Origin of the sequence: Cellulosimicrobium sp. 4261 (assembly GCF_040546915.1) — a bacterium.
Lineage (GTDB): Bacteria > Actinomycetota > Actinomycetes > Actinomycetales > Cellulomonadaceae > Cellulosimicrobium > Cellulosimicrobium cinnabarinum.
Map to the genome: position 1 here is coordinate 44,368 of NZ_JBEPOQ010000018.1, position 19,252 is coordinate 63,619.

Below are 19,252 nucleotides of genomic sequence, written 5' to 3' on the forward strand. Positions count from 1 at the left end.
TGACCGTGAGTCAACGGCGCCCCGGGGAAGGCCCGGGGGCCACGGAGGGAAGAACCGGATGCAGATCACGCTGACGGACGTGCACGTCGACGGGCGGCGCGAGCCGATGCTCGAGCCGATGGACCTCGCCTGGTCCACGGGCGAGTGCGTGCTCGTCGCGGGGGAGCCCGGGCACGGGCACACCGCGCTCGCCCTCGTCGCGACGGGCCGCTTCGACCCGTCCGGGGGCGAGGTCCGGCTCACCCCGGAGAGCACGCCGTCGCACCGCGCCGGACGATCGGCGCGCGGCGCCGCCGCGACCCTGCGCGACGTGACCGCCGTCGTCGACGTGCCCGGCATCAGCGAGCCCGACGACGCCCTCACCGTGGCCGACGTCGTCGCCGAGGGCCTCGCGCTCGCCGGCCGCCGCTCGCTGCCCTCCGACGTGACCCGCTGGCTCGCCGACCACTCGCTCGCCACCGACCGCGGGCGGCGCCTCGACCAGGTGCCCGGGGTCGTGCGCACCGCGCTGCTCGCGGCGCTCGCGGCCGAGGACCGCGACGTCCGCTTCCTCGTGCTCACGCTCCCCGACCGGCACGGGGGAGAGCCGTCGGGCTGGTGGGAGGTCGCGCAGAGCCTCGCCGGCGCCGGGTACGGCGTCCTCGTGCAGTGCACGCGCGCCTCGGCCCGCGACCTCGGTGCGGACCTCCCGCCCGCGCGCGGCGCGTCGATCCACCAGCCGCCCGCCGTCGTGCTGCGCACGCGCCCGGAGCCGCCGCGGGACCCGGACCCGGACCCCACGCCGGAGCCGGACCCCGCGCCCGAGCCTGAGCCGGGCCCGGCTCCCGAGCAGCCCGTCCCGGGGACCGCGCCCACCGCGACCGACGAGCCCACAGCCCCGCACGACCCCGAGGAGGACCGATGACCGCGATCCGCCTCGGGCTGTCCGAGCTGCGCCGCCTCGCCGCGGGCACGCTGCCCCGCCTCGCGATCCTCGCGATGGCACTCATCCCCACGCTCTACGCGGGCCTCTACCTGTTCGCGAACCACGACCCGTACGACAAGCTCGACGAGATCCCCGCCGCGCTCGTCGTGCTCGACGAGGGCACGACGACCACCGACGCCCAGACGGGCACGACGACGCGGCGCGACTTCGGGCGTGACGTCGCCGACCAGCTGCTCGACGACGGCGGCTTCGGCTGGGTCGAGACGAGCCAGGTCGATGCCGAGTACGGGGTGCGGTCCGGCCGGTACGACGCCGCGCTCGTCATCGGCCCGACGTTCTCCGCCGACCTCGCGTCCGCGGGCGAGTTCGAGCCGCAGCAGGCGAGCCTCACGCTCATCACCAACGACGCGAACAACTACCTCGCGCGCACGATCGCGGACCAGATCGTCGGCAAGGTGCGCGACTCGATCGCCGAGCAGGTGGGCACCGAGGCGGCGGACACGTTCCTGCGCGGCTTCGCGTCCATCCACACCAACCTCGCCGACGCCGTGGACGGCGCGGACCAGCTCCTCGACGGGTCGACGCAGCTCCGCGACGGCCTCGTCACCGCGGACGACGGCGCGCACACCCTCGCCGACGGCGCGGGGCAGGCCGCCGACGGCGCCGAGCGTCTCGACGCGAGCACCGGGACGCTCGCGGACGCCGTCGGGCAGCTCGACGACGGCGCGGAGGCGCTCGCGTCGGGGCTCGGGACGCTCCGGGGCGCGACGTCGTCGCTGCCCGCCCAGACCCAGCAGCTCGCCGACGGCGCCGCGCAGGTCGCGGACGGGAACGCGCAGGTCGCGCAGTACGGGCAGCAGGCCGCCGCGGCCGCGGGCGAGGTGCTCCCGACGCTCGACACGATCCGCGGCGACGTCGACGCCCGGCTCGACCAGCTCGTCGCCGACGGCGTCATCGACCGGGCGACCGCGGACCAGGTGCGGTCGCAGGTCGGCCCCGTGCTCGACCAGCAGCGCGCGCAGGTGCAGGGCGCCGTCGACCAGGTGACCGCCGCGTCCGGGAAGCTCGACCAGCTCGCCGACGGGTCGCGCCAGGTGTCCGACGGCGCGGCCCAGCTCGCGGGCGCGACGCCGCAGCTGACCTCCGGCATCGCGAGCGCCGCCGACGGCGCGGACCGCCTCGCCGACGGCACCGGACAGCTCGCCGCCGCGACCCCGCAGCTCGTGGACGGCGTCTCGCAGCTCGCCGACGGCACGCGCCAGGTGTCCGACGGCGCCACCTCGCTCGCGGACGGCACGTCGCAGCTGCGCGACGGCTCGGGCGAGCTCGTCGACGGCGTCACGCAGCTCCGCGACGGGCTCGCCGAGGGTCTCGGGCAGGTGCCGGACCTCGACGAGCAGACCCGCCAGGACACGGCCGAGACCATCGGCAACCCCGTGTCCGTGCAGAGCGACGCGCTGTCGTCCGCGGGCACGTACGGCGTCGGCCTCGCGCCGTTCTTCCTGTCGCTCGCGACGTGGATCGGCGCCTACGTGCTCTTCCTGCTCGTGCGCCCGCTGTCGTCGCGGGCCCTCGCCGCCGGGAGGTCGGGCCTGGCCACCGCCCTGGGCGGGTGGCTCACCCCGGCCGCGATCGGCGTCGTGCAGGTCGCCGCGATGTTCACCGTGACGAAGTTCGCGCTCGACATCGACCCGGTCCACGGGGTCGGGACCGCGCTGTTCCTCGTGCTGGTGTCGGCGACGTTCGTCGCGATCCTCCAGGCGCTCAACGTCTGGCTCGGCGCCGCGGGCCAGTTCCTCGGGCTCGTGCTCATGCTCGTCCAGCTCGTCACCGCGGGCGGCACGTTCCCGTGGCAGACGATCCCCGAGCCGCTGCGCTCCATGCACCGGTTCCTGCCCATGACGTACGCCGTCGAGGGCCTGCGGCAGCTCCTCTACGGCGGCAACATGGCGACGGTGACGCGCGACGTCACGGTGCTCGTCGTCGTGCTGGTCGCCGCCCTCGCCCTGACGACGGTCGCCGCCCGCAAGCAGCGCGTCTGGACCATCAAGAAGCTCCAGCCGGAACTCGTCCTCTGACACCGAGGTAGAGGCCCGGTCGCGCGAGGTAGAGGCCCGGTCTGCCGAGGTAGAGCCGTAGTCTGTCGAGGTAGAGCCGTGGTCTGTCGAGGTAGAGCCGTGGTTCTTGCGCCCGACGGCGTGTGGTGACGTCGGGTGGTCGGGGTGGGTGGTGGTGCCGCGGCTACCATCCGCGCCGCTCGTTCCTCGCGTCGCCCCGGCCAGGCCCGCCACGACGCGGCACCACCACCCACCCCGCCCGGCGTCGTCTCGCCGTGGTCTTCGCTCACCTGGGCGAACGACCCGCGGCGTCGTTCGCTCACGTCGGGCCGCGGCGACCCGCCCGCGGCGGGCGACCGCCCGCCGTCGGGCATCAGGTGCCCATGCCGGCCGCAGCCTCGGCCGTGATAGGTGACCACGCGCCGTCTGGCATGACCAGGCCTCTACGTCGGCGGACCGAGGCTCTACCTCGGCGGACCAGGGCTCTACCTCGGCGGACTGGGGCTCTACCTCGCGCGACCACGGGCCTGCCGGGGGTCAGGGGGCGGACAGACCGTCGGGTCCGGGCGCCAGGGTGCGACAATCGCGACGTGTCCGCTGAGATCGACGCCACCACGACCCCCGCCACGCAGCACGGGAACGGCTCGCGGCGGTCCGGCTCCCGCGCGACGACGTCGCCGGAGGCGGAGCGCGCGGCTGCCGTCCGCGAGGCGGAGCGGGCGGCCGACGCCGCGCGCACGGCGCTCGCGGACGCGCTGCGGACGGTCGTGCGCGGCACGGTCGACACCGCGACGCGTCGCCGCGCGGAGTACTCGACCGATGCGTCGAACTACCGCGTCGTGCCCGAGGCCGTGGTCTACCCGCAGGACGTGGACGACGTCGTCGCCGCGCTGGACGTGCTGCGCGAGCTCGAGGTGCCGGTCACGGCGCGCGGGGCGGGGACGTCGGTCGCGGGGAACTCGATCGGCCCGGGCGTCGTCCTGGACTTCACGCGGCACGTGAACCGCGTGCTCGACGTCGACCCGGAGGAGCGCACGGCCCGCATCGAGCCGGGTGTCGTCATGTCGACGCTCCAGCAGGAGGCGGCGCCGCACGGGCTGCGGTTCGGCCCGGACCCGTCGACGCAGAACCGCGCGACGCTCGGCGGCATGATCGGCAACAACGCGTGCGGTCCGCACGCCGTCGCGTACGGGCGCACGGTCGACAACGTCCTCGCGCTCGACGTCGTCGACGGCCGCGGCCGCCGCTTCACCGCAGGCAAGGGCGACCCGACGTTCGCGGCGGTCCCCGGCCTGGCCGAGCTCGTCCGCGAGAACCTCGCACTGATCCGCACGGAGTTCGGGCGGTTCGGGCGCCAGGTGTCGGGCTACTCGCTCGAGCACCTGTTGCCCGAGAACGGGTCGGACCTCGCGAAGGCGCTCGTCGGCACCGAGGGCACGCTCGTGACGATCCTCGAGGCCACGGTGCGCCTGGTGCCGGTGCCGTCCAAGCCGACGCTCGTCGTGCTGGGCTACCCGGACATGCCGTCCGCGGCCGACGACGTCCCGACCTTCCTCGACCTCAGCCCGCTCGCGGTCGAGGGCCTCGACGCGCGGCTCGTCGACGTCGTGCGCCGCGCCAAGGGCGACGCGTCGGTGCCGCCGCTGCCGCCGGGCGCCGGCTGGCTCATGGTCGAGGTCGGCGGCGCGACCCCCGAGGAGGCGATGGCGAACGCCGAGGCGATCGTCGCGGCGTCGGGCAGCGAGGCCACGATGATCCTGCCCGCGGGCCCCGAGGCGACCAAGATGTGGCAGATCCGGGCCGACGGCGCGGGGCTCGCCGGGCGCACGCCCGCGGGCGAGCAGGCGTGGCCGGGCTGGGAGGACTCCGCCGTCCCGCCGGAGAAGCTGGGCGACTACCTGCGCGACCTCGACGCGCTCATGGCGCGCTACGGCGTCGACGGCCTGCCGTACGGGCACTTCGGCGACGGGTGCGTGCACCTGCGCATCGACATCCCGCTCGAGGCGTCGGGCTCGGTGCTGCGCACGTTCATGCTGGAGGCGGCCGAGCTCGTCGCCAAGTACGGCGGCTCGCTCTCGGGCGAGCACGGCGACGGCCGCGCGCGCTCGGAGCTGCTGCCGGTCATGTACAGCCCCGAGGCGATCGCGCTCATGGAGCGGTTCAAGGCGCTGTTCGACCCGCAGGACGTGATGAACCCGGGCGTCGTGGTGCGCCCGAGCGCCGTCGACGACGACCTGCGCCGCCCGCACGCGCACCCGCTGCTGTCGAAGGTCGGCGCGCCGGGGACACCCGGGACGAGCACGGCCGCGCCTGCGAAGGTCACGAAGATCTCTCGCCGCGCCGGCTACCAGGGCTTCTCGTTCGCGCACGACCACGGCGACATGACCCAGGCCGTGCACCGGTGCGTCGGCGTCGGCAAGTGCCGCGCCGACACCAGCGCCGCGGGCGGCTTCATGTGCCCGTCGTACCAGGCGACGAAGGACGAGAAGGACGTCACGCGCGCCCGCGCCCGCGTGCTCCAGGAGGCGGTGAACGGCACGCTCGTCGGCGGTCTCGCGGCGCCTGAGGTGCGCGAGTCGCTCGACCTGTGCCTGTCCTGCAAGGCGTGCTCGAGCGACTGCCCCGCGGGCGTCGACATGGCGCAGTACAAGTCCGAGGTGCTGTACCGGACGTACCGCGGCAGGCTGCGCCCCGTCGACCACTACTCGCTCGGCTGGCTCCCGGTCTGGGCGCGCCTCGCGACGGGGATGCCGCGTCTGGCCAACAAGCTGCTCGGGTTCCGGCCGCTCGCGAAGGCGGTCCTGTGGGCGGGCGGCATGGACACGCGCCGCTCCATGACGGAGTTCGCCGAGGTGCCGTTCCGCACGTGGTGGAAGCGCGGCGGCGCGACCCAGGGCGTGCCCGGCCTGCGCATCGGGCAGCAGCCCGGCCGCCCCGTGCGCGACGAGCGCCCGAAGGTCGTCCTGTGGACCGACTCGTTCAGCGACAACATGTCGCCGGGTGTGCCGCAGGCGGCCGTCACGGTGCTCACGGCGGCCGGGTACGACGTCGTCGTGCCCGACGAGCAGGCGTGCTGCGGCCTCACGTGGATCAGCACGGGCCAGCTCGACGGCGCGCGCAAGCGCCTGGAGAACCTGCTGTCCGTGCTCGGCCCGTACGCCGTGAACGGCATCCCGATCATGGGGCTCGAGCCGTCGTGCACGGCCGTGCTGCGCTCCGACCTCGTGGACCTGTTCCCCGACGACCCGCGGGCCCAGGCGGTCTCCGCCGCGACGCGGACGCTCGCGGAGCTCCTGACGTCGGTCGACACCGCGCCCGGGCACGAGTCCGGGTGGCGCGTGCCCGACCTGTCGGACGTGACGGCCGTCGTGCAGCCGCACTGCCACCAGCACTCGGTGATGGGCTTCGCCGCGGACGAGCGGCTGCTGCGCGACGCGGGCGCGACGATCAAGGTGCTCGCCGGGTGCTGCGGCCTCGCGGGGAACTTCGGCATGCAGAAGGGCCACTACGAGACGTCGGTCGCCGTCGCGGAGAACGCTCTGCTGCCCGCGCTGCGCGACGCCGCCCCCGGCGACGTGTACCTCGCGGACGGCTTCTCGTGCCGCACCCAGGCGGACGACCTCGCCGGTGTGCAGGGCAAGGCTCTCGTCGAGCTGCTCGCCGAGCGGCTCTGAGCGTGGCGCCGCGCGGCCGTCAGCCGCGCGCGGGGTGCACGTCCGTGATCGCGTAGCACTCCTCGTCGTCGATCGCGCGCGGCACCGGGTCGAGCGTGAGCGACGACGGGTAGCCCAGCGCGTCGTCGAACGCGACGTCGGTGACGTCGTCGTGGCGCTCGTCGACGAGGTCGAGGAACCCGGCGATCGTGCGGCCACCGCTCTCGACGTAGGACTCCGGGGTCATCTCCAGGTGCGCGAGGCTCGCGGAGACCGCGACCACCTCGTCGGCCGCGACCTCGACGTCGAAGTCCCCGACGAGGTTCCGCTCGCCGCACGACGACGTGAGCGTGAACGCGTAGTCGTCGTACCCCGCCGCAGCCCACCGGTCCCGTGCCTCCGCGAGTCCGGCAACCGGCCCCTCGGCGCTCGCGGGCGCGCACCCGGCCGCGAGCGGCGCGACGACGAGCCCGCCCAGGGCGAGCGCCGCCGTCGTCCGGGACGGCCGAGCGTGGCGGTGCGACGTCGTCTCCATGCCCTGCTCGTGTCGCGACGCGGCCCGGTCTTGCCCGGGGCGGTTGGTTCGTCGGCGCGCGGCGCGACGACTCAGCCTCCTGTCCCACGACGAGGAGCGGCACGCACCGCGTCGGCGAGCCGGGCGACGGCCTCGCCGACGCGGGCGTCGGCGAGGTTGCCGTACCCGAGCACGAGGGTCGTCGACCGCTCGGCGGGGCGCACCTGGTAGCGGCGCAGGTCGACGACGGTCACCTCGCGCCGCGCGGCCTCGCGCACGACGTGCGCGGCGTCGGGCGCGGGGTCGTCCGGCGCGCCCGGCAGGGACAGCAGCGCGTGCATCCCCGCCGCGATGCCGCTCACCGCGGCGCCGGGCAGCTCGCGGGAGAGGGCGTCGAGCACGGCGTCGCGACGGCGGCGGTAGCGCCAGCGCGCGGCGCGCAGGTGCCGGTCGTAGCCGCCGGACGCGACGAGCCGCGCGAACGTGAGCTGGTCGACGGTGGACGGGGCCGCCGTCGGGCCGTGCGGGGCGGCAGCGCGCGCGACGGACTCGCGCCAGCGCGCGGGCACGACCATCCACCCGACGCCGAACGCAGGGCTCATCGTCTTGCTCACCGAGCCGAGCAGCACGACCCGGTCGGGATCGAGCTGCTGGAGCGCGGCGACGGGCCGGCGGTCGTAGCGGAACTCGGCGTCGTAGTCGTCCTCGACGACGACGCCGTCGACGTCCCGCGCCCAGGCGAGGACGGCCTCGCGCCGCTCGGGCGCGAGCGCGGAGCCGGTGGGGAACTGGTGCGCGGGCGTGAGGAGCGCGGCCCGAGCGCCCGTCCGTCGGGACGCGTCGACGAGCGCCTCGACGTCCGCGCCGCCGGCGTCCACGGGGACCGGGACGGGGGTGAGACCGGCGCGTGCCGCGACGTCGCGCAGCACCGACCAGCTCGGGTCCTCGACGAGCAGGTGCGTGTGGCCCGCCTCTACGAGCGCGGCGGCGACGCGCGCCATGCCGTCCGTCGCGCCGCGCGTCAGCACGACGGCGTCGTCCGGCCCGGTGACGACGCGCGCCCGGCGCAGGTGGCCGGCGACGACGGCGCGCGCGTGCGGGTGCCCGGCGGGGGACGGCTGCCCGAGGTCGTCGTTCGACGCCGTCCCGCCGGACGTGCCGAGCGCCTCGCGTGCCGCGCGGAGCCACGCGTCGCGCGGGACGTGCCGCAGATCCGGGACGCCCGGTGCGAGGTCGAACCGGGCGCGCGCGGCGGTGGGCGGGGGTCCGTCGTCCGCCGCTCGTGCCCCGCGGTTCCCGGCGGGCGCGCCACGACCCGCGCCCACGGTCGCCCCCGGGCTCCCCGGTCGGGCGGCGGCCGAGACACGGGTCGCGGACCCGGCGCGCGCCTCGAGGAAGCCCTCCGCGACGAGCTGGCCGTACGCCTCCGTGACGACCCATCGCGACACCCCGAGCGTCTCGGCGAGCTGCCGGCTCGGCGGCAGCGCCGCCCCGACGGGCACCCGCCCGCCGCGCGCGGCGTCCCGGATCGCGCGTTCCAGCCGCTCGACGCGCGAGCCCGGCCCCGTCCCCAGGTCGAGCAGCGCCTCCCAGGCGAGCGCGGTCGTCTCCGGAGGTGCCGCCCGGGAGGAAGTGGTCTGGTCGACGCCCATGGAATCGGACCGTACACCCGGGCCGGTGGCTCCCTAGCGTGGAGCACGTCACCGAGACCACAGGTCCACCACGGACCGCTCGGACCACCGACACACCCAGGGAGACCACCATGCGGTACCGCACCATCGGCGACGGGCGCACCTCCTTCGAGGTGTCGACCCTGTGCCTCGGCACGATGAACATGGGCACGCGCGTCGACGAGGACACGTCGTTCGCGATCCTCGACCGGTACCGCGAGGCGGGCGGCACGTTCCTCGACACCGCGAACAACTACAGCTTCTGGGCCGGTGGCCACGGCCGCGACAGCGAGGACCTGCTCGGCCGCTGGCTCGCGAGCCGCGGCGCGCGCGACGAGGTCCGGATCGCGACGAAGCTCGGCGCGGCCAAGAAGGACCCGGCCCTGCCGCTGCAGAACGTCGAGCCGACGAACTTCCAGGGGCTCGGCGCCGACGTCGTCGCGGACGAGGCGCACGAGAGCCTGCGCCACCTCGGCGTGGACCACCTGGACGTGCTGTACGGGCACGTCGACGACCACGGGACGCCGCTCGCCGAGACCGTCGGCGCGTTCGGCAAGCTCCAGGCGGAGGGCGTCGTCGGCATCACGGGCATCTCGAACGTCGCGCTGTGGCGCGTCGTCGAGGCGCGCGAGGAGGCGCTGCGCCAGGGCGTCGCGCCCTACGGGCTCGTCCAGCAGAACTACACCTACGCCTACCCGACGCCCGAGCCGGGCCGGCACAACTGGGCGTCGTACGAGTTGCTCGACTACGCGGCGTCCACGGGCGTCGAGGACCGCCCGCCGCTCGCCGTCACGGCCTACTCGCCGATCCTCCAGGGCGCGTACGTGCGCCGGGACAAGCCGTTGTGGGACGGGTTCGACCACCCGACCACGTGCGAGCGCGTCCGCCTCCTGCACGAGGTCGCGGGCGAGCTCGGCGCGACGCCGAACCAGGTCGCGCTCGCGTGGCTCCTCGGGGGCGAGCACGCGGTGATCCCGGTGATCGGGCCCAGCACGGTCGAGCAGCTCGACGACCTCCTCGGCGCGGCCGACCTCGAGCTCGACCCCGAGCTGCGCGCACGCCTCGACGCGGCCTGAGGCGGCCGAGCAGCCTGAGCCGGTCGAGCGGCCCGGTCCGGCGCACCCACGCCGAGCCGGGCTGCCACGATGGGCCGATGCCCACCACGCTCGTCGAGCGCGCCCGGCCGGACGACTGGCGCGACCTGCGGGACGTCCGCCTGCGGGCGCTCGCGGACGCGCCGTCCGCGTTCGGCTCGACCCTCGCGCGCGAGGTCGCCTTCCCCGACGACGTGTGGCGCGAGCGCGCGGCGCAGGGGCGCACGCTCCTGGCGCGGACGACGCTCGACGGCGGCCCACCTGGCGACCGCGGCCAGTCCGACGACGGCGCCCCGCCCGTGAGGGGCCGGTCGCCCGGTCCCGTGGTGGGGGTCGCGGCCGTCGTTCCCTCGCCCGACGACCCGACCGTGGCCGAGCTCGTGTCCGTGTGGGTCGAGCCCGGCGCGCGGGGGAGCGGCGTCGCGGCGACGCTCCTGGAGCACGCGGACGCGCTCGCCGCCGAGCTCGGCGCGCGCACGCTCTCGCTCTGGGTCACCGCGACCAACGCTCCCGCGCTCCGTCTCTACGAGCGCGCGGGCTTCGCGCCGACCGGCGAGACCCAGCCCCTCCCGAGCGATCCCCGCCTCGTCGAGCTGCGGATGACGCGACGCGTCGCCGGATAGGGTGCGGGGACCTGTTCCCGGACCGTGCCGAGGGGGCCCTGTGGAGTTCCAGGACGTCGTCCGACGCCGGCGCATGGTGCGCCGGTTCACCGACGAGCCGGTCCGTCCGGACGCCGTCGACCGCCTCGTGCGCAACGCCGTCCGCGCGCCGAGCGCGGGGTTCGCGCAGGGGTGGTCGTTCCTCGTGCTCACCGAGCCCGACGACGTCGCGCGCTTCTGGGCCGCGACCTCGCCCGAGCAGCCCGAGCGGAGCATGAGCACGTGGCTCGCCGGGATGCGCACGGCGCCCGTGCTCGTCGTGGTCCTCACGTCGAAGGACGTCTACCTCGACCGGTACGCCGAGGACGACAAGGGCTGGGCGGACCGCGACGAGAACCGCTGGGCCGTGCCGTACTGGCACGTCGACGCCGGGATGGCGGCGCTGCTCATGCTCCAGACCGCCGTCGACGACGGGCTCGGCGCGTGCTTCTTCGGCGTCGCGCCGGGCGAGGTCGGGCGGCTGCGCGCGGCGTTCGGGATCCCTGACGCGTACGCACCGACCGGGGTCGTCGCCGTCGGGCACCCCGCCGACCGGGCGGCCACGGGCTCGCCGCGCCGTCGTGCGCGCAAGCCGCTCGACGACGTCGTGCACCGCGGGCGCTGGGGAGGCCGGTCGTCACCGCGGTGACGACCGCCGTCAGGCGTCGTGGTCGCGCAGCGCCGGGACGTGCAGCCCGACGACGGCCCGCACGTGCGGGGGCAGCTCGCTCCAGTCGTCCACGGTGTCCAGGTCGACGGCGGTCCCGGGCCGCTGCACGACGACGGCCCGCAGCCCCAGCCGCTCGGCCTCCGCGACGTGCGCCGCGCGACTGCCCGGCCCGAACCGGAACCGGAACCCCGCACCGTGAGGACCGCCGCCGGGCCGAACACGAGGTTCCTGGCGTTCTGTGCCGGTTCCCGACAGCAAGGTCGTGCTCGACGGCGCGGAGGCCGGGGGGTCGAGGACGAGCAGGTTCGTGCCCGCTCCGAGGCGGTCCGTCGCGACGACGACGGGGGCGTCCTCGGCGAGGAGCGCCGCGACGTCCGCGGTCGTGAGCGCGGGGAGGTCGGCGTGCGCCACGAGGAGCCGCACCGGTCCGTGCTCCGCCGGGCCCGACGTCGTGCCCACCTCCGGCTCCGACGCCGCGATCTCGCGCCCGACGTCCACCGCGGCGTCCAGGCCCGGCCGGTCCGCGGGCTGGAGCACGATGCGCAGGCGGTCCGCGTCGGCGGTGAGGAGGGGCAGACCGTCGCCGTCGTCCGTCGCCGCGGCGGCGCCGTCCACCACGACGTCCCGCAGCGCCCGCCACGTGAACCGCGGGTCGGACGTCACGACGACCACGCGCTCGACGCCGTCGCTCGCGAGCAGCGTCCCCACGACGTGCCGTGCGAGCACGCCGATCAGCCTGCTGCGCGACGCGGGGTCGAGCACGTGCGCGAGGCGCGACTTCCCCGACGAGCCGTCGCGCAGCGGCACGACGGCGACCACACGCCCCGGGCGCGCGGCCGCACCCGGGTGGGCGCCGGCGTCGGGCGGCTCAGCCACGTGCGGGACCCGACAGGAGCGTGCGTGCCAGGCGCTCGCGGCCCTCGGCGCCGCCCATGACCGTGTCCGTCACGACGACGTCCATCCCGAGCGCGCGGACGTCGTCCGCGAGGTGCGCGTCGTGGTCGTCGATCACCATGACGTCCACCAGGCCCACGTACAGGCGTGCGACGCCGAGCGCGGAGACCTCGTGCCCGAGCGTCGTGAGGATCTGCGCCGCGGGGCCCTTGAGCGCCCGACCGCCGACGATCGGGCTCACCGCGACGCACCGCGCCGACGTCCCGGCGAGCGCCTCCCGCACGCCCACGACGCCCAGCACCGGCTCCACCGACAGAAAGGGGTTCGACGGCGCGACCACGACCACGTCGGCTCCGGTCACCGCGTCGAGCACGCCGGGCGCCGGGCGCGCGGCGTCGATGCCGTCGTACACGAGCCCCAGCACGTCGTCCGCGTGCCGACGGCCCACGAAGTACTCCTGGAACCCGAGGCGACCGGCGGGCGTGTCGACGAGCGTCGCGACGCGGTCGTCGGTCACGGGCAGCACGCGCGCCCGGACGCCGAGCGCGGACGTGAGCTGCGCGGTGACGTCGGACAGCGGCGCGCCCGCGCGCAGCCGGGCCGTCCGCACGACGTGCGTCGCGAGGTCGCGGTCGCCGAGCGTGAACCACGTGTCCTCGCCGAGCCGGCCCATCGCCTCCAGTGCCGCGTACGTCTCCCCGACGACGCCCCAGCCGCGCTCCTCGTCCGCGAGCCCAGCGAGCGTGTACGTCACGGTGTCGAGGTCGGGCGAGATCCACAGCCCGTGGAGCTCGACGTCGTCGGCGACGTTGACGACGACCGTGAGGTCCGTCCCCGCGAGGTCCAGGCCGTGCGCGAGGCGGGCCCCGCCGACCCCTCCCGCGAGCACGGTCACGCGGTCGGTGCGGTGTTCTGCTGTCACGACGACGAGCCTACGTCGGAGCGCGGGGCCCTCGGAGAGCCTTCGCGGAGCCCGCGACCGCGGCCCGGGGCGCGCAGCCGTGCCACGATGGCCCCATGGCCGTCTTCGCCTTCTCCGTCGCCCCGCTCGGTGCCGGCGAGTCCGTCGCGGACTCCGTCGCCGAGGCCGTCCGCATCGTCCGCGAGTCGGGCCTGCCGAACCGCACCACGTCGATGTTCACCGAGATCGAGGGCGACTGGGACGTCGTCATGCCCGTGATCCAGCGCGCGACCGAGGCCGTCGGCGCGGGCGGGCACCGCGTGTCGCTCGTCCTCAAGGCCGACCTGCGCCCGGGTCGCACGGGCGAGCTCACGGGCAAGGTCGAGCGCGTCGAGGAGCGGCTCGCGGCCGAGTCGGAGGACACCGGGCACGCCTGACCTGCGGCGTGACGCCCGGGCCGACGGGCAGGGCCGGACGGCCCTTGCGCACCGGTTCGCCCGCTTCGAGGGACTTGACCCGCCCCCGTAGGCTATGGCGCATACGCCCCCGCCCAGGTCGCGTTTCCGCTGCTGCAGGAGAACCCCCGATGCCCCTCTTCGAGGTGGACGCCGAGCGTCCCGTTCTGGTCCAGCCGCCCCAGCCGGCAGGAGCCTTCGGGACGGACGCGCAGCGGGTGGTGGACGGCAACCTCGAGGGACTGCTGGGCGAGCAGATCTTCCCGGTCGCGCAGGGCACGTCCGACGACGAGCCGCACCTCCTCGCGCTCGACGCGGCGGGGCTGCCGGTCGTCATCGAGGTCACGGCCGAGCTCACCGAGGAGGCGCTGACCGCGGCGCTCAACCACGCGGGCCGGGCCGGTCGCCTCACGCGCGCCGAGCTCGCCGCGCGCTACACGGGCGGCGCGTCGCGCTTCCAGCAGGACGTCGCCGCGTTCTACGACAACGTGCCCCTCACGCGCTCGCAGGCGACCGCGCGCGCCACGGGCGCGCGCCTCATCGTCATCTGCTCGAGCGCGGCGCCCGGCATCCAGGACGCGCTCGACTTCCTGCGCCAGCCCGGCTCTCCGGTCGCGGTGCTGCGCCTCGGCGTGGTCCACGGGGCCGACGGCCGCCGCTTCGTCGACGTGTCCCCGCTCGCGATGACGCGCGACAACCCCGCGCCACCCGCGGCACCCGAGCCCCCGCGGGGCCGTGCCGTCGCTCCCGGTTCCGACTTCGCGGACGGCGTCGCCGTGGGCCGAGCCCTGACCGGCAAGTTTCCCGTGGTGACGCGTCAGGCCGCGAAGTCCCGGGCGGAGCGCCGCCGGGCCGCCGAGCTGGAGCCCCGCACCACCTACGGCGTCGCGCCGTCGTCGGCCGACGAGACGGGCCAGCTCGCCCCGCTCACCGCGGCGGGCGAGCCGCGCCGCTCCGAGCCGCCCGTGCTCGACTTCGTGCCCCTGGACGACCCGCTCACCGCGCCGACCGCGCCCGAGCCCGCGCCGACGGCCTGGGCCGACCGCCGCCCGGTCGAGAGCACCGACGAGGCTCCGGCCCCGCGCACCTCGATCCTCACGCGCGAGTCGATCCGCACCCGGGAGTCGATCCGGACGCGCGAGTCGTACCTCACGCACGAGTACGGCGACCAGCGCAGCCCCGCGCAGGAGCGCCCCTACGACCCGCTGTCGTACCACCCGCCCGTCGACGTCGGCACCGGCCCGGACCTCCCGTCCACGAGCCGTGACGTCGCGCCGGTGCCGCCCCCGCCCGCGGCCGACCTGCCGCTCGGCCCCGAGGACGACCCGGACCTCGTCGCGCTCGCCCGCGCGTTCGGCGCCCCGCGCCAGCTCGTGTGGTCGCGGCCCCGGCGCGGGCAGCGCTTCGAGGCGGTGCTCCAGCCCGACGGCTTCATCGAGCTGTCCGACGGCGCCCGGTTCCGCCACCCGGACCTCGCCGCGGTCGCGGTCTCCGGCACCCACACCGCCGACGGCTGGAGCGTCTGGCGCCTGGGCACCGACGACGGCCCCACGCTCACCGACGCCTTCCGCGAGCACACCGCCTGAGCCCGCCGAGCGGCCCCGGTCGCGCACCCCGCGCCGGGCCGCGCGCCTCTCGTCGCGTCGAGCCGAGAACGCACCACGACGACGACCGGAGGCACGCATGATCGGGTTCCTGCACACGGCGGAGGTCCACGTCGCGACGTTCGGCGCGCTCGTCGACGAGCTCGCGCCGGGGGAGGGCCACACGCACCGCGTCGACGTGCCCTTGCTCGACACCGCGCGGGCGGGCGAGCCCGTCGCCGCGCGGGTGCGGTCCCACGTCGCGGCGCTCGCCGGGACGGGGGCGTCGGTGGTGGTGTGCACCTGCTCGACTCTGGGGCCGGTCGCGGAGAGCGCCGGCCTGGGGGCGGCCGTGGTCCCCGTGGTGCGGGTGGACGCGCCGCTCGCGGCGGAGGCGGTGCGCGACGGCGGCCGGGTCGCCGTCGTCGTCGCGCTCGCCTCCACGCTGGCCCCGACGACGGAGCTCCTCACCGACGCGGCCCGTCGCGCGGGGACGCAGGTCGAGCTGGAGCCTTTCGTCTGCGGCGACGCCTGGGCGGCGTTCGAGGCCGGTGACCTCGCGGCGTACCACCGGGCCGTCGCCGACGCGGCGCGGGACGTCGTCGCGCGGTGCGCCCCCGAGGTGGTCGTGCTCGCGCAGGCGAGCATGGCGCCCGCCGCCCGGCTGCTCGCCGACCTGCCCGTCCGGGTGCTGACGAGCCCGGGGAGCGCGGTGGCCCGGGCCGTGGAGCTGGCCCGGGCCTGACGCGTGCTCGTCCTCAGTCGGTCGTCCGCACCATGGTCCGGATCCCGACCGCGAGGCCGACGGCGGCCGTCACGACGGCGGCGACCCACCCCCACGCGACGGTGGACGCCGTGAGGTCGCCCGCGAAGAGCGCGCGCTCGGCGTCGACCACGTAGCGCAGCGGGTTGACGTCGGACGCGACCTGCATCCAGCGGGGACCCGTCTCGAGCGGCAGGAGCATGCCGGACAGGATCATGAGCGGGAAGACGAGCGTCTGCTGCACGACCCAGAACATCCAGTCCTGCTTGCGGACGGCGAGCGCGAGCGCGTAGCTGAGCGACCCGATCCCCACGCCGAAGACGGCGAGCAGCACGAGGCCGAGGACGGCTCCGGCGGGGTGCAGCTCGAACCCGAACGGCAGCATGACGAGCACCACGACGACGGACTGCGCGAGGATCGGGACCATCTCCTTGAGCGCGCGCCCGACGAGGAGCGACGCGCGCGACAGCGGCGCGACGAGCATCCGCTCGTGCGCCCCCGTCTGCAGCTCGACGAGGAGGTTCGCGCCGGTCGTGGACGTCCCGAAGAGGGTCGTCATGACGAGGATCGACGGCACGAACCACTGCCAGACGTTCCCGCCCAGGACCTCCTGGCCGGTCGTCGTGCCGCCGAGGGACCCGACGAGGAGCGGGCCGAACAGCGCGAGGAAGACGATCGGCTGGACGAGCCCGAAGAGCACGGAGAACGGGTCGTGCAGCACGGGCCGCAGCTCGCGCACGAGCACGATGCCGGTGTCGCGCGCGAAGGAGGCGAGGCCGCGGCGCGGGGCGTGCGCCCGGCTCGGTGCCGTGCGCGGCGTGGTCGGGGTCGTGGTGACGGTGCTCATGCTGCGGTCCTCTCGGTGGGGGCGTCGGCGCCCGTGGTGGCGGCGCCGGCTTCGCGCAGGCTGCGCCCGGTGAGGGCGAGGAAGACGTCGTCGAGCGTGGGCCGGCGCACCTGCGCGGTGTCGACGGCGATCCCGGCGGCGTCCGCGGCGCGCAGCAGCCGGGGCAGGTACACGTCGCCCTGCTCGGCGCGGACCTCGAGCGCGTGCGCATCGTCAGGCCCGCCATCGGGCCCGGCACCCGGCCCGACGGCGTCCGCGCCCGCGGGCGCTCGGGTCACCTCGCGGAAGCCCTCGACGCGGCGGGCCAGCGCGGTGAGGTGGGCGGCGTCGTCGTGCCCGGGACCGCCCGACGGCGCGAGCGTGACGAGGACGCGGTCCCCGGCGAGCTCGGCCTTGAGGTTCGCGGCCGTGTCGTCGGCGATGACGCGCCCGTGGTCGACGACGACGACGCGCTCGGCCATGGTGTCGGCCTCGTCGAGGTAGTGCGTCGTGAGGACGATCGTCATCGGCTCGCCCGTCGTCGCCCGCGCGCCGTCGCGCATGCGCAGGACGTGCTCCCACAGGTTCGCGCGGTTGTGCGGGTCGAGGCCCGTGGACGGCTCGTCGAGGAAGAGGAGCGACGGCGCGTGCACGAGGCCCATCGCGACGTCGAGCCGACGGCGCTGCCCGCCGGAGAGGTCGGACACCTTGCGGGCGGCGTGCGTCGTGAGCTCGAGCGAGTCGAGCAGCTCGTCGGCGCGTCGCCGGGCGTCCCGGCGGTCCAGGCCGTGGATGCGGCCCTGGCTCGCGAGCTCGTCGACGGCCCGCTGCGCGTGCCCGGCCGCGTTGCCCTGTCCCACGTACCCGATGCGGTGGCGGACGGCGTCGGGCGCGGCCACGACGTCGTGGCCCGCGACGGTGGCGGTGCCCGACGTCGGCCGGGTCAGCGTGGTGAGCATGCGCAGGGTGGTCGTCTTGCCGGCGCCGTTGGGGCCGAGGACGGCGACGAGCTCGCCCGGCGCGACGTCGAGGTCGATGCCCCGCACGGCGTGCACCGTGCGGCTCTCGTCCCGCCCGACGGCGAAGTCCTTGGTCAGTGCTCTGGTCCGGATCACGGTGCTCCTCCTGGGTGCGGTGCGTGCGTCGGGACGACTCTCCTCGGGGTAGCGGACAGGTTCGGTCCTCTACCTCGTGCGACGCTGGGGTCATGCGCGAGACCTCGGGACGACTGCTGCGGCTCCTCTCGTTGCTCCAGGCGCGCCGCGACTGGCCCGGAGCCACGCTCGCGGAGCGGCTGGAGGTCAGCCCGCGCACCGTGCGGCGCGACGTCGACCGGCTCCGCGGGCTGGGCTACCCGGTGCGCGCGACCAAGGGGCCCGACGGCGGGTACCGCCTCGACGCCGGGGCGGACGTGCCGCCGTTGTTGTTCGACGACGAGCAGGCCGTCGCCGTCGCGGTCGCCCTGCGCACGGGCGCGCTGCCCGGGGTCGAGGACGCGGCGGCCCGGGCCCTCGCGACCATCCGCCAGGTGATGCCCGCGAGGCTGCGGACGCGCATCGACGCCCTGGAGGTGACCGCCGTGCCGGGGCGACGGGAGCAGGAGCTGCCCACCGTGCGTCCGGACGTGCTCGTCGCCGTCGGGACCGCGGCGACCGAACGACGCGTGCTCCGGTTCGACTACGACGGCGGCACCGGAGAGGTGCTGCGTGCGCCAGGTGCTCCGGAGGGCGCCGGATTCCGCGCCCCGCGGCGCGCGGAGCCGCACCACCTCGCGACATGGGGCGGCCGGTGGTACGTCGTCGCGTGGGACCTCGAGCGGGAGGACTGGCGCACGTTCCGCGTCGACCGCATGGTCCCGCGCGAGGGCACGGGGCCGCGCTTCGCGCCGCGCGCGCTGCCGGCACCCGACGTCGCGACCTTCGTCGTCGAGCGGTTCGCCACCACCAGCTACCCGGTGCGCGGCACCGTCGAGCTCCACGCGGACGCCGCGACGGTGGCGCGCTGGGCAGGGGCGGACGCGGTCGTCGAGCCGGCAGGGGAGGGGAGGTGCCGCCTGACGACGGGCTCCTGGTCGTGGGGCGGTCTCGCGGCTCGATGCGCGATGTTCGACGTGCCGTTCGACGTCGTCGGGCCTCCCGAGCTGCGCGACGCCGTGCGGGTCCTGGGAGACCGCGCGCGTGCCGCCGCGCAGGGTGAGCCGGGTCACGAGACGGCGAGTTGACCTCCTGGCACGCGACCCCGTAATGTTCTCGAGGTCGCCCGGCAGGGAGGAACAGACACCACGGCACAGCTCCTCGGAGCAGATGCGAAGTGGCTGGTCCCCCGGGCGAAACTCCCACCAGATTTCTCGGAGCACAGTGCTGCGCCGTGAGTGCGGTGGGGGAGTCTGGATCAGGTACATTTCTGAACGGAAATCCGGTTTTCACCGGTCCGGGACGAACGGCCGGGTCTGGTAGGATTCAGAACGAAGGAAGCGCCCCGCGCAAGGGCCTCGGGAACGAGGTCGGAGGCGGTGTGTGTCGGTTGTTTGAGAACTCAACAGTGTGCTTGTTAGTCAATGCCAAATTTTTTGTCCCTGTGGCATGGCTGGCCTGGTTGCCCGTCGG

Annotated in this window: 16 protein-coding genes; 10 read left to right on the top strand and 6 right to left on the bottom strand. The window is 75.6% G+C overall.

The features are described from left to right. Positions 1-58: 58 nt before the first annotated feature. The 3 genes from ABIE39_RS17055 to ABIE39_RS17065 all read left to right on the top strand — a co-directional run bounded on the left by ABIE39_RS17055 (position 59) and on the right by ABIE39_RS17065 (position 6,656). Positions 59-904 carry a hypothetical protein gene (locus ABIE39_RS17055; protein ID WP_354052737.1) on the top strand — a complete coding sequence of 282 codons (846 nt, stop codon included), beginning with the start codon at positions 59-61 and terminating at the stop codon, positions 902-904. Further along, positions 901-3,003 carry a YhgE/Pip family protein gene (locus ABIE39_RS17060; protein WP_354052739.1) on the top strand — a complete coding sequence of 701 codons (2,103 nt, stop codon included), beginning with the start codon at positions 901-903 and terminating at the stop codon, positions 3,001-3,003. Before ABIE39_RS17055 ends, ABIE39_RS17060 begins: the two co-directional genes overlap by 4 nt. 734 nt (positions 3,004-3,737) lie before the next feature. Further along, positions 3,738-6,656, top strand: coding sequence for an FAD-binding and (Fe-S)-binding domain-containing protein (locus tag ABIE39_RS17065; protein ID WP_354052748.1), 2,919 nt, complete (start codon positions 3,738-3,740; stop codon positions 6,654-6,656). Between the two features lie 19 nt (positions 6,657-6,675). Here ABIE39_RS17065 and ABIE39_RS17070 read toward each other — a convergent pair whose 3' ends face one another. Then, on the bottom strand, positions 6,676-7,170 hold the full coding sequence (locus ABIE39_RS17070; protein ID WP_175009991.1) for a DUF6174 domain-containing protein: 495 nt from the start codon (positions 7,168-7,170) through the stop codon (positions 6,676-6,678). A 71-nt stretch (positions 7,171-7,241) separates the two neighbouring features. Beyond that, positions 7,242-8,801, bottom strand: a complete 1,560-nt coding sequence (gene pdxR / locus ABIE39_RS17075) for a MocR-like pyridoxine biosynthesis transcription factor PdxR (RefSeq protein WP_354052741.1) — start codon at positions 8,799-8,801, stop codon at positions 7,242-7,244. Positions 8,802-8,911: 110 nt separating this feature from the next. On the opposite strand from pdxR, the gene ABIE39_RS17080 reads away from it, so the two are divergent. The 3 genes from ABIE39_RS17080 (at position 8,912) to ABIE39_RS17090 (ending at position 11,203) form a co-directional block, all read left to right on the top strand. Then, entirely contained in the window at positions 8,912-9,895 is a 984-nt protein-coding gene (locus tag ABIE39_RS17080; protein ID WP_354052742.1) for an aldo/keto reductase, read from the top strand. A 77-nt stretch (positions 9,896-9,972) separates the two neighbouring features. Continuing rightward, positions 9,973-10,536, top strand: a complete 564-nt coding sequence (locus ABIE39_RS17085) for a GNAT family N-acetyltransferase (RefSeq protein WP_175009988.1) — start codon at positions 9,973-9,975, stop codon at positions 10,534-10,536. A gap of 40 nt (positions 10,537-10,576) precedes the next feature. Continuing rightward, entirely contained in the window at positions 10,577-11,203 is a 627-nt protein-coding gene (locus ABIE39_RS17090; protein ID WP_354052744.1) for a nitroreductase family protein, read from the top strand. A gap of 9 nt (positions 11,204-11,212) precedes the next feature. On the opposite strand, the gene ABIE39_RS17095 is transcribed toward ABIE39_RS17090, so the two are convergent. Further along, positions 11,213-12,100 (bottom strand): CofC family guanylyltransferase, encoded by an 888-nt coding sequence (locus ABIE39_RS17095; protein ID WP_255437385.1) that lies wholly within the window; start codon positions 12,098-12,100, stop codon positions 11,213-11,215. Next, entirely contained in the window at positions 12,093-13,040 is a 948-nt protein-coding gene (gene cofD, locus ABIE39_RS17100; protein WP_209828551.1) for a 2-phospho-L-lactate transferase, read from the bottom strand. The genes ABIE39_RS17095 and cofD overlap by 8 nt, the downstream gene beginning before the upstream one ends. A gap of 95 nt (positions 13,041-13,135) precedes the next feature. Here cofD and ABIE39_RS17105 point away from each other — a divergent pair, with 95 nt between their 5' ends. The 3 genes from ABIE39_RS17105 (at position 13,136) to ABIE39_RS17115 (ending at position 15,802) form a co-directional block, all read left to right on the top strand. Next, positions 13,136-13,456: an MTH1187 family thiamine-binding protein gene (locus ABIE39_RS17105; protein ID WP_074802867.1), complete on the top strand. Its 321-nt coding sequence runs from the start codon at positions 13,136-13,138 to the stop codon at positions 13,454-13,456. 149 nt (positions 13,457-13,605) lie between these two features. Then, entirely contained in the window at positions 13,606-15,060 is a 1,455-nt protein-coding gene (locus tag ABIE39_RS17110) for a restriction system modified-DNA reader domain-containing protein (protein ID WP_175009985.1), read from the top strand. A gap of 97 nt (positions 15,061-15,157) precedes the next feature. Continuing rightward, positions 15,158-15,802, top strand: coding sequence for a hypothetical protein (locus tag ABIE39_RS17115; protein ID WP_209828547.1), 645 nt, complete (start codon positions 15,158-15,160; stop codon positions 15,800-15,802). Between the two features lie 13 nt (positions 15,803-15,815). Here the strand turns inward: ABIE39_RS17115 and ABIE39_RS17120 are convergent, their stop codons facing one another. Continuing rightward, on the bottom strand, positions 15,816-16,667 hold the full coding sequence (locus tag ABIE39_RS17120; RefSeq protein ID WP_209828545.1) for an ABC transporter permease: 852 nt from the start codon (positions 16,665-16,667) through the stop codon (positions 15,816-15,818). Continuing rightward, positions 16,664-17,761: an ATP-binding cassette domain-containing protein gene (locus ABIE39_RS17125; protein WP_209828543.1), complete on the bottom strand. Its 1,098-nt coding sequence runs from the start codon at positions 17,759-17,761 to the stop codon at positions 16,664-16,666. Before ABIE39_RS17125 ends, ABIE39_RS17120 begins: the two co-directional genes overlap by 4 nt. Positions 17,762-17,853: 92 nt before the next feature. Here ABIE39_RS17125 and ABIE39_RS17130 point away from each other — a divergent pair, with 92 nt between their 5' ends. Then, on the top strand, positions 17,854-18,867 hold the full coding sequence (locus tag ABIE39_RS17130; RefSeq protein ID WP_209828541.1) for a helix-turn-helix transcriptional regulator: 1,014 nt from the start codon (positions 17,854-17,856) through the stop codon (positions 18,865-18,867). Positions 18,868-19,252: the final 385 nt, after the last annotated feature.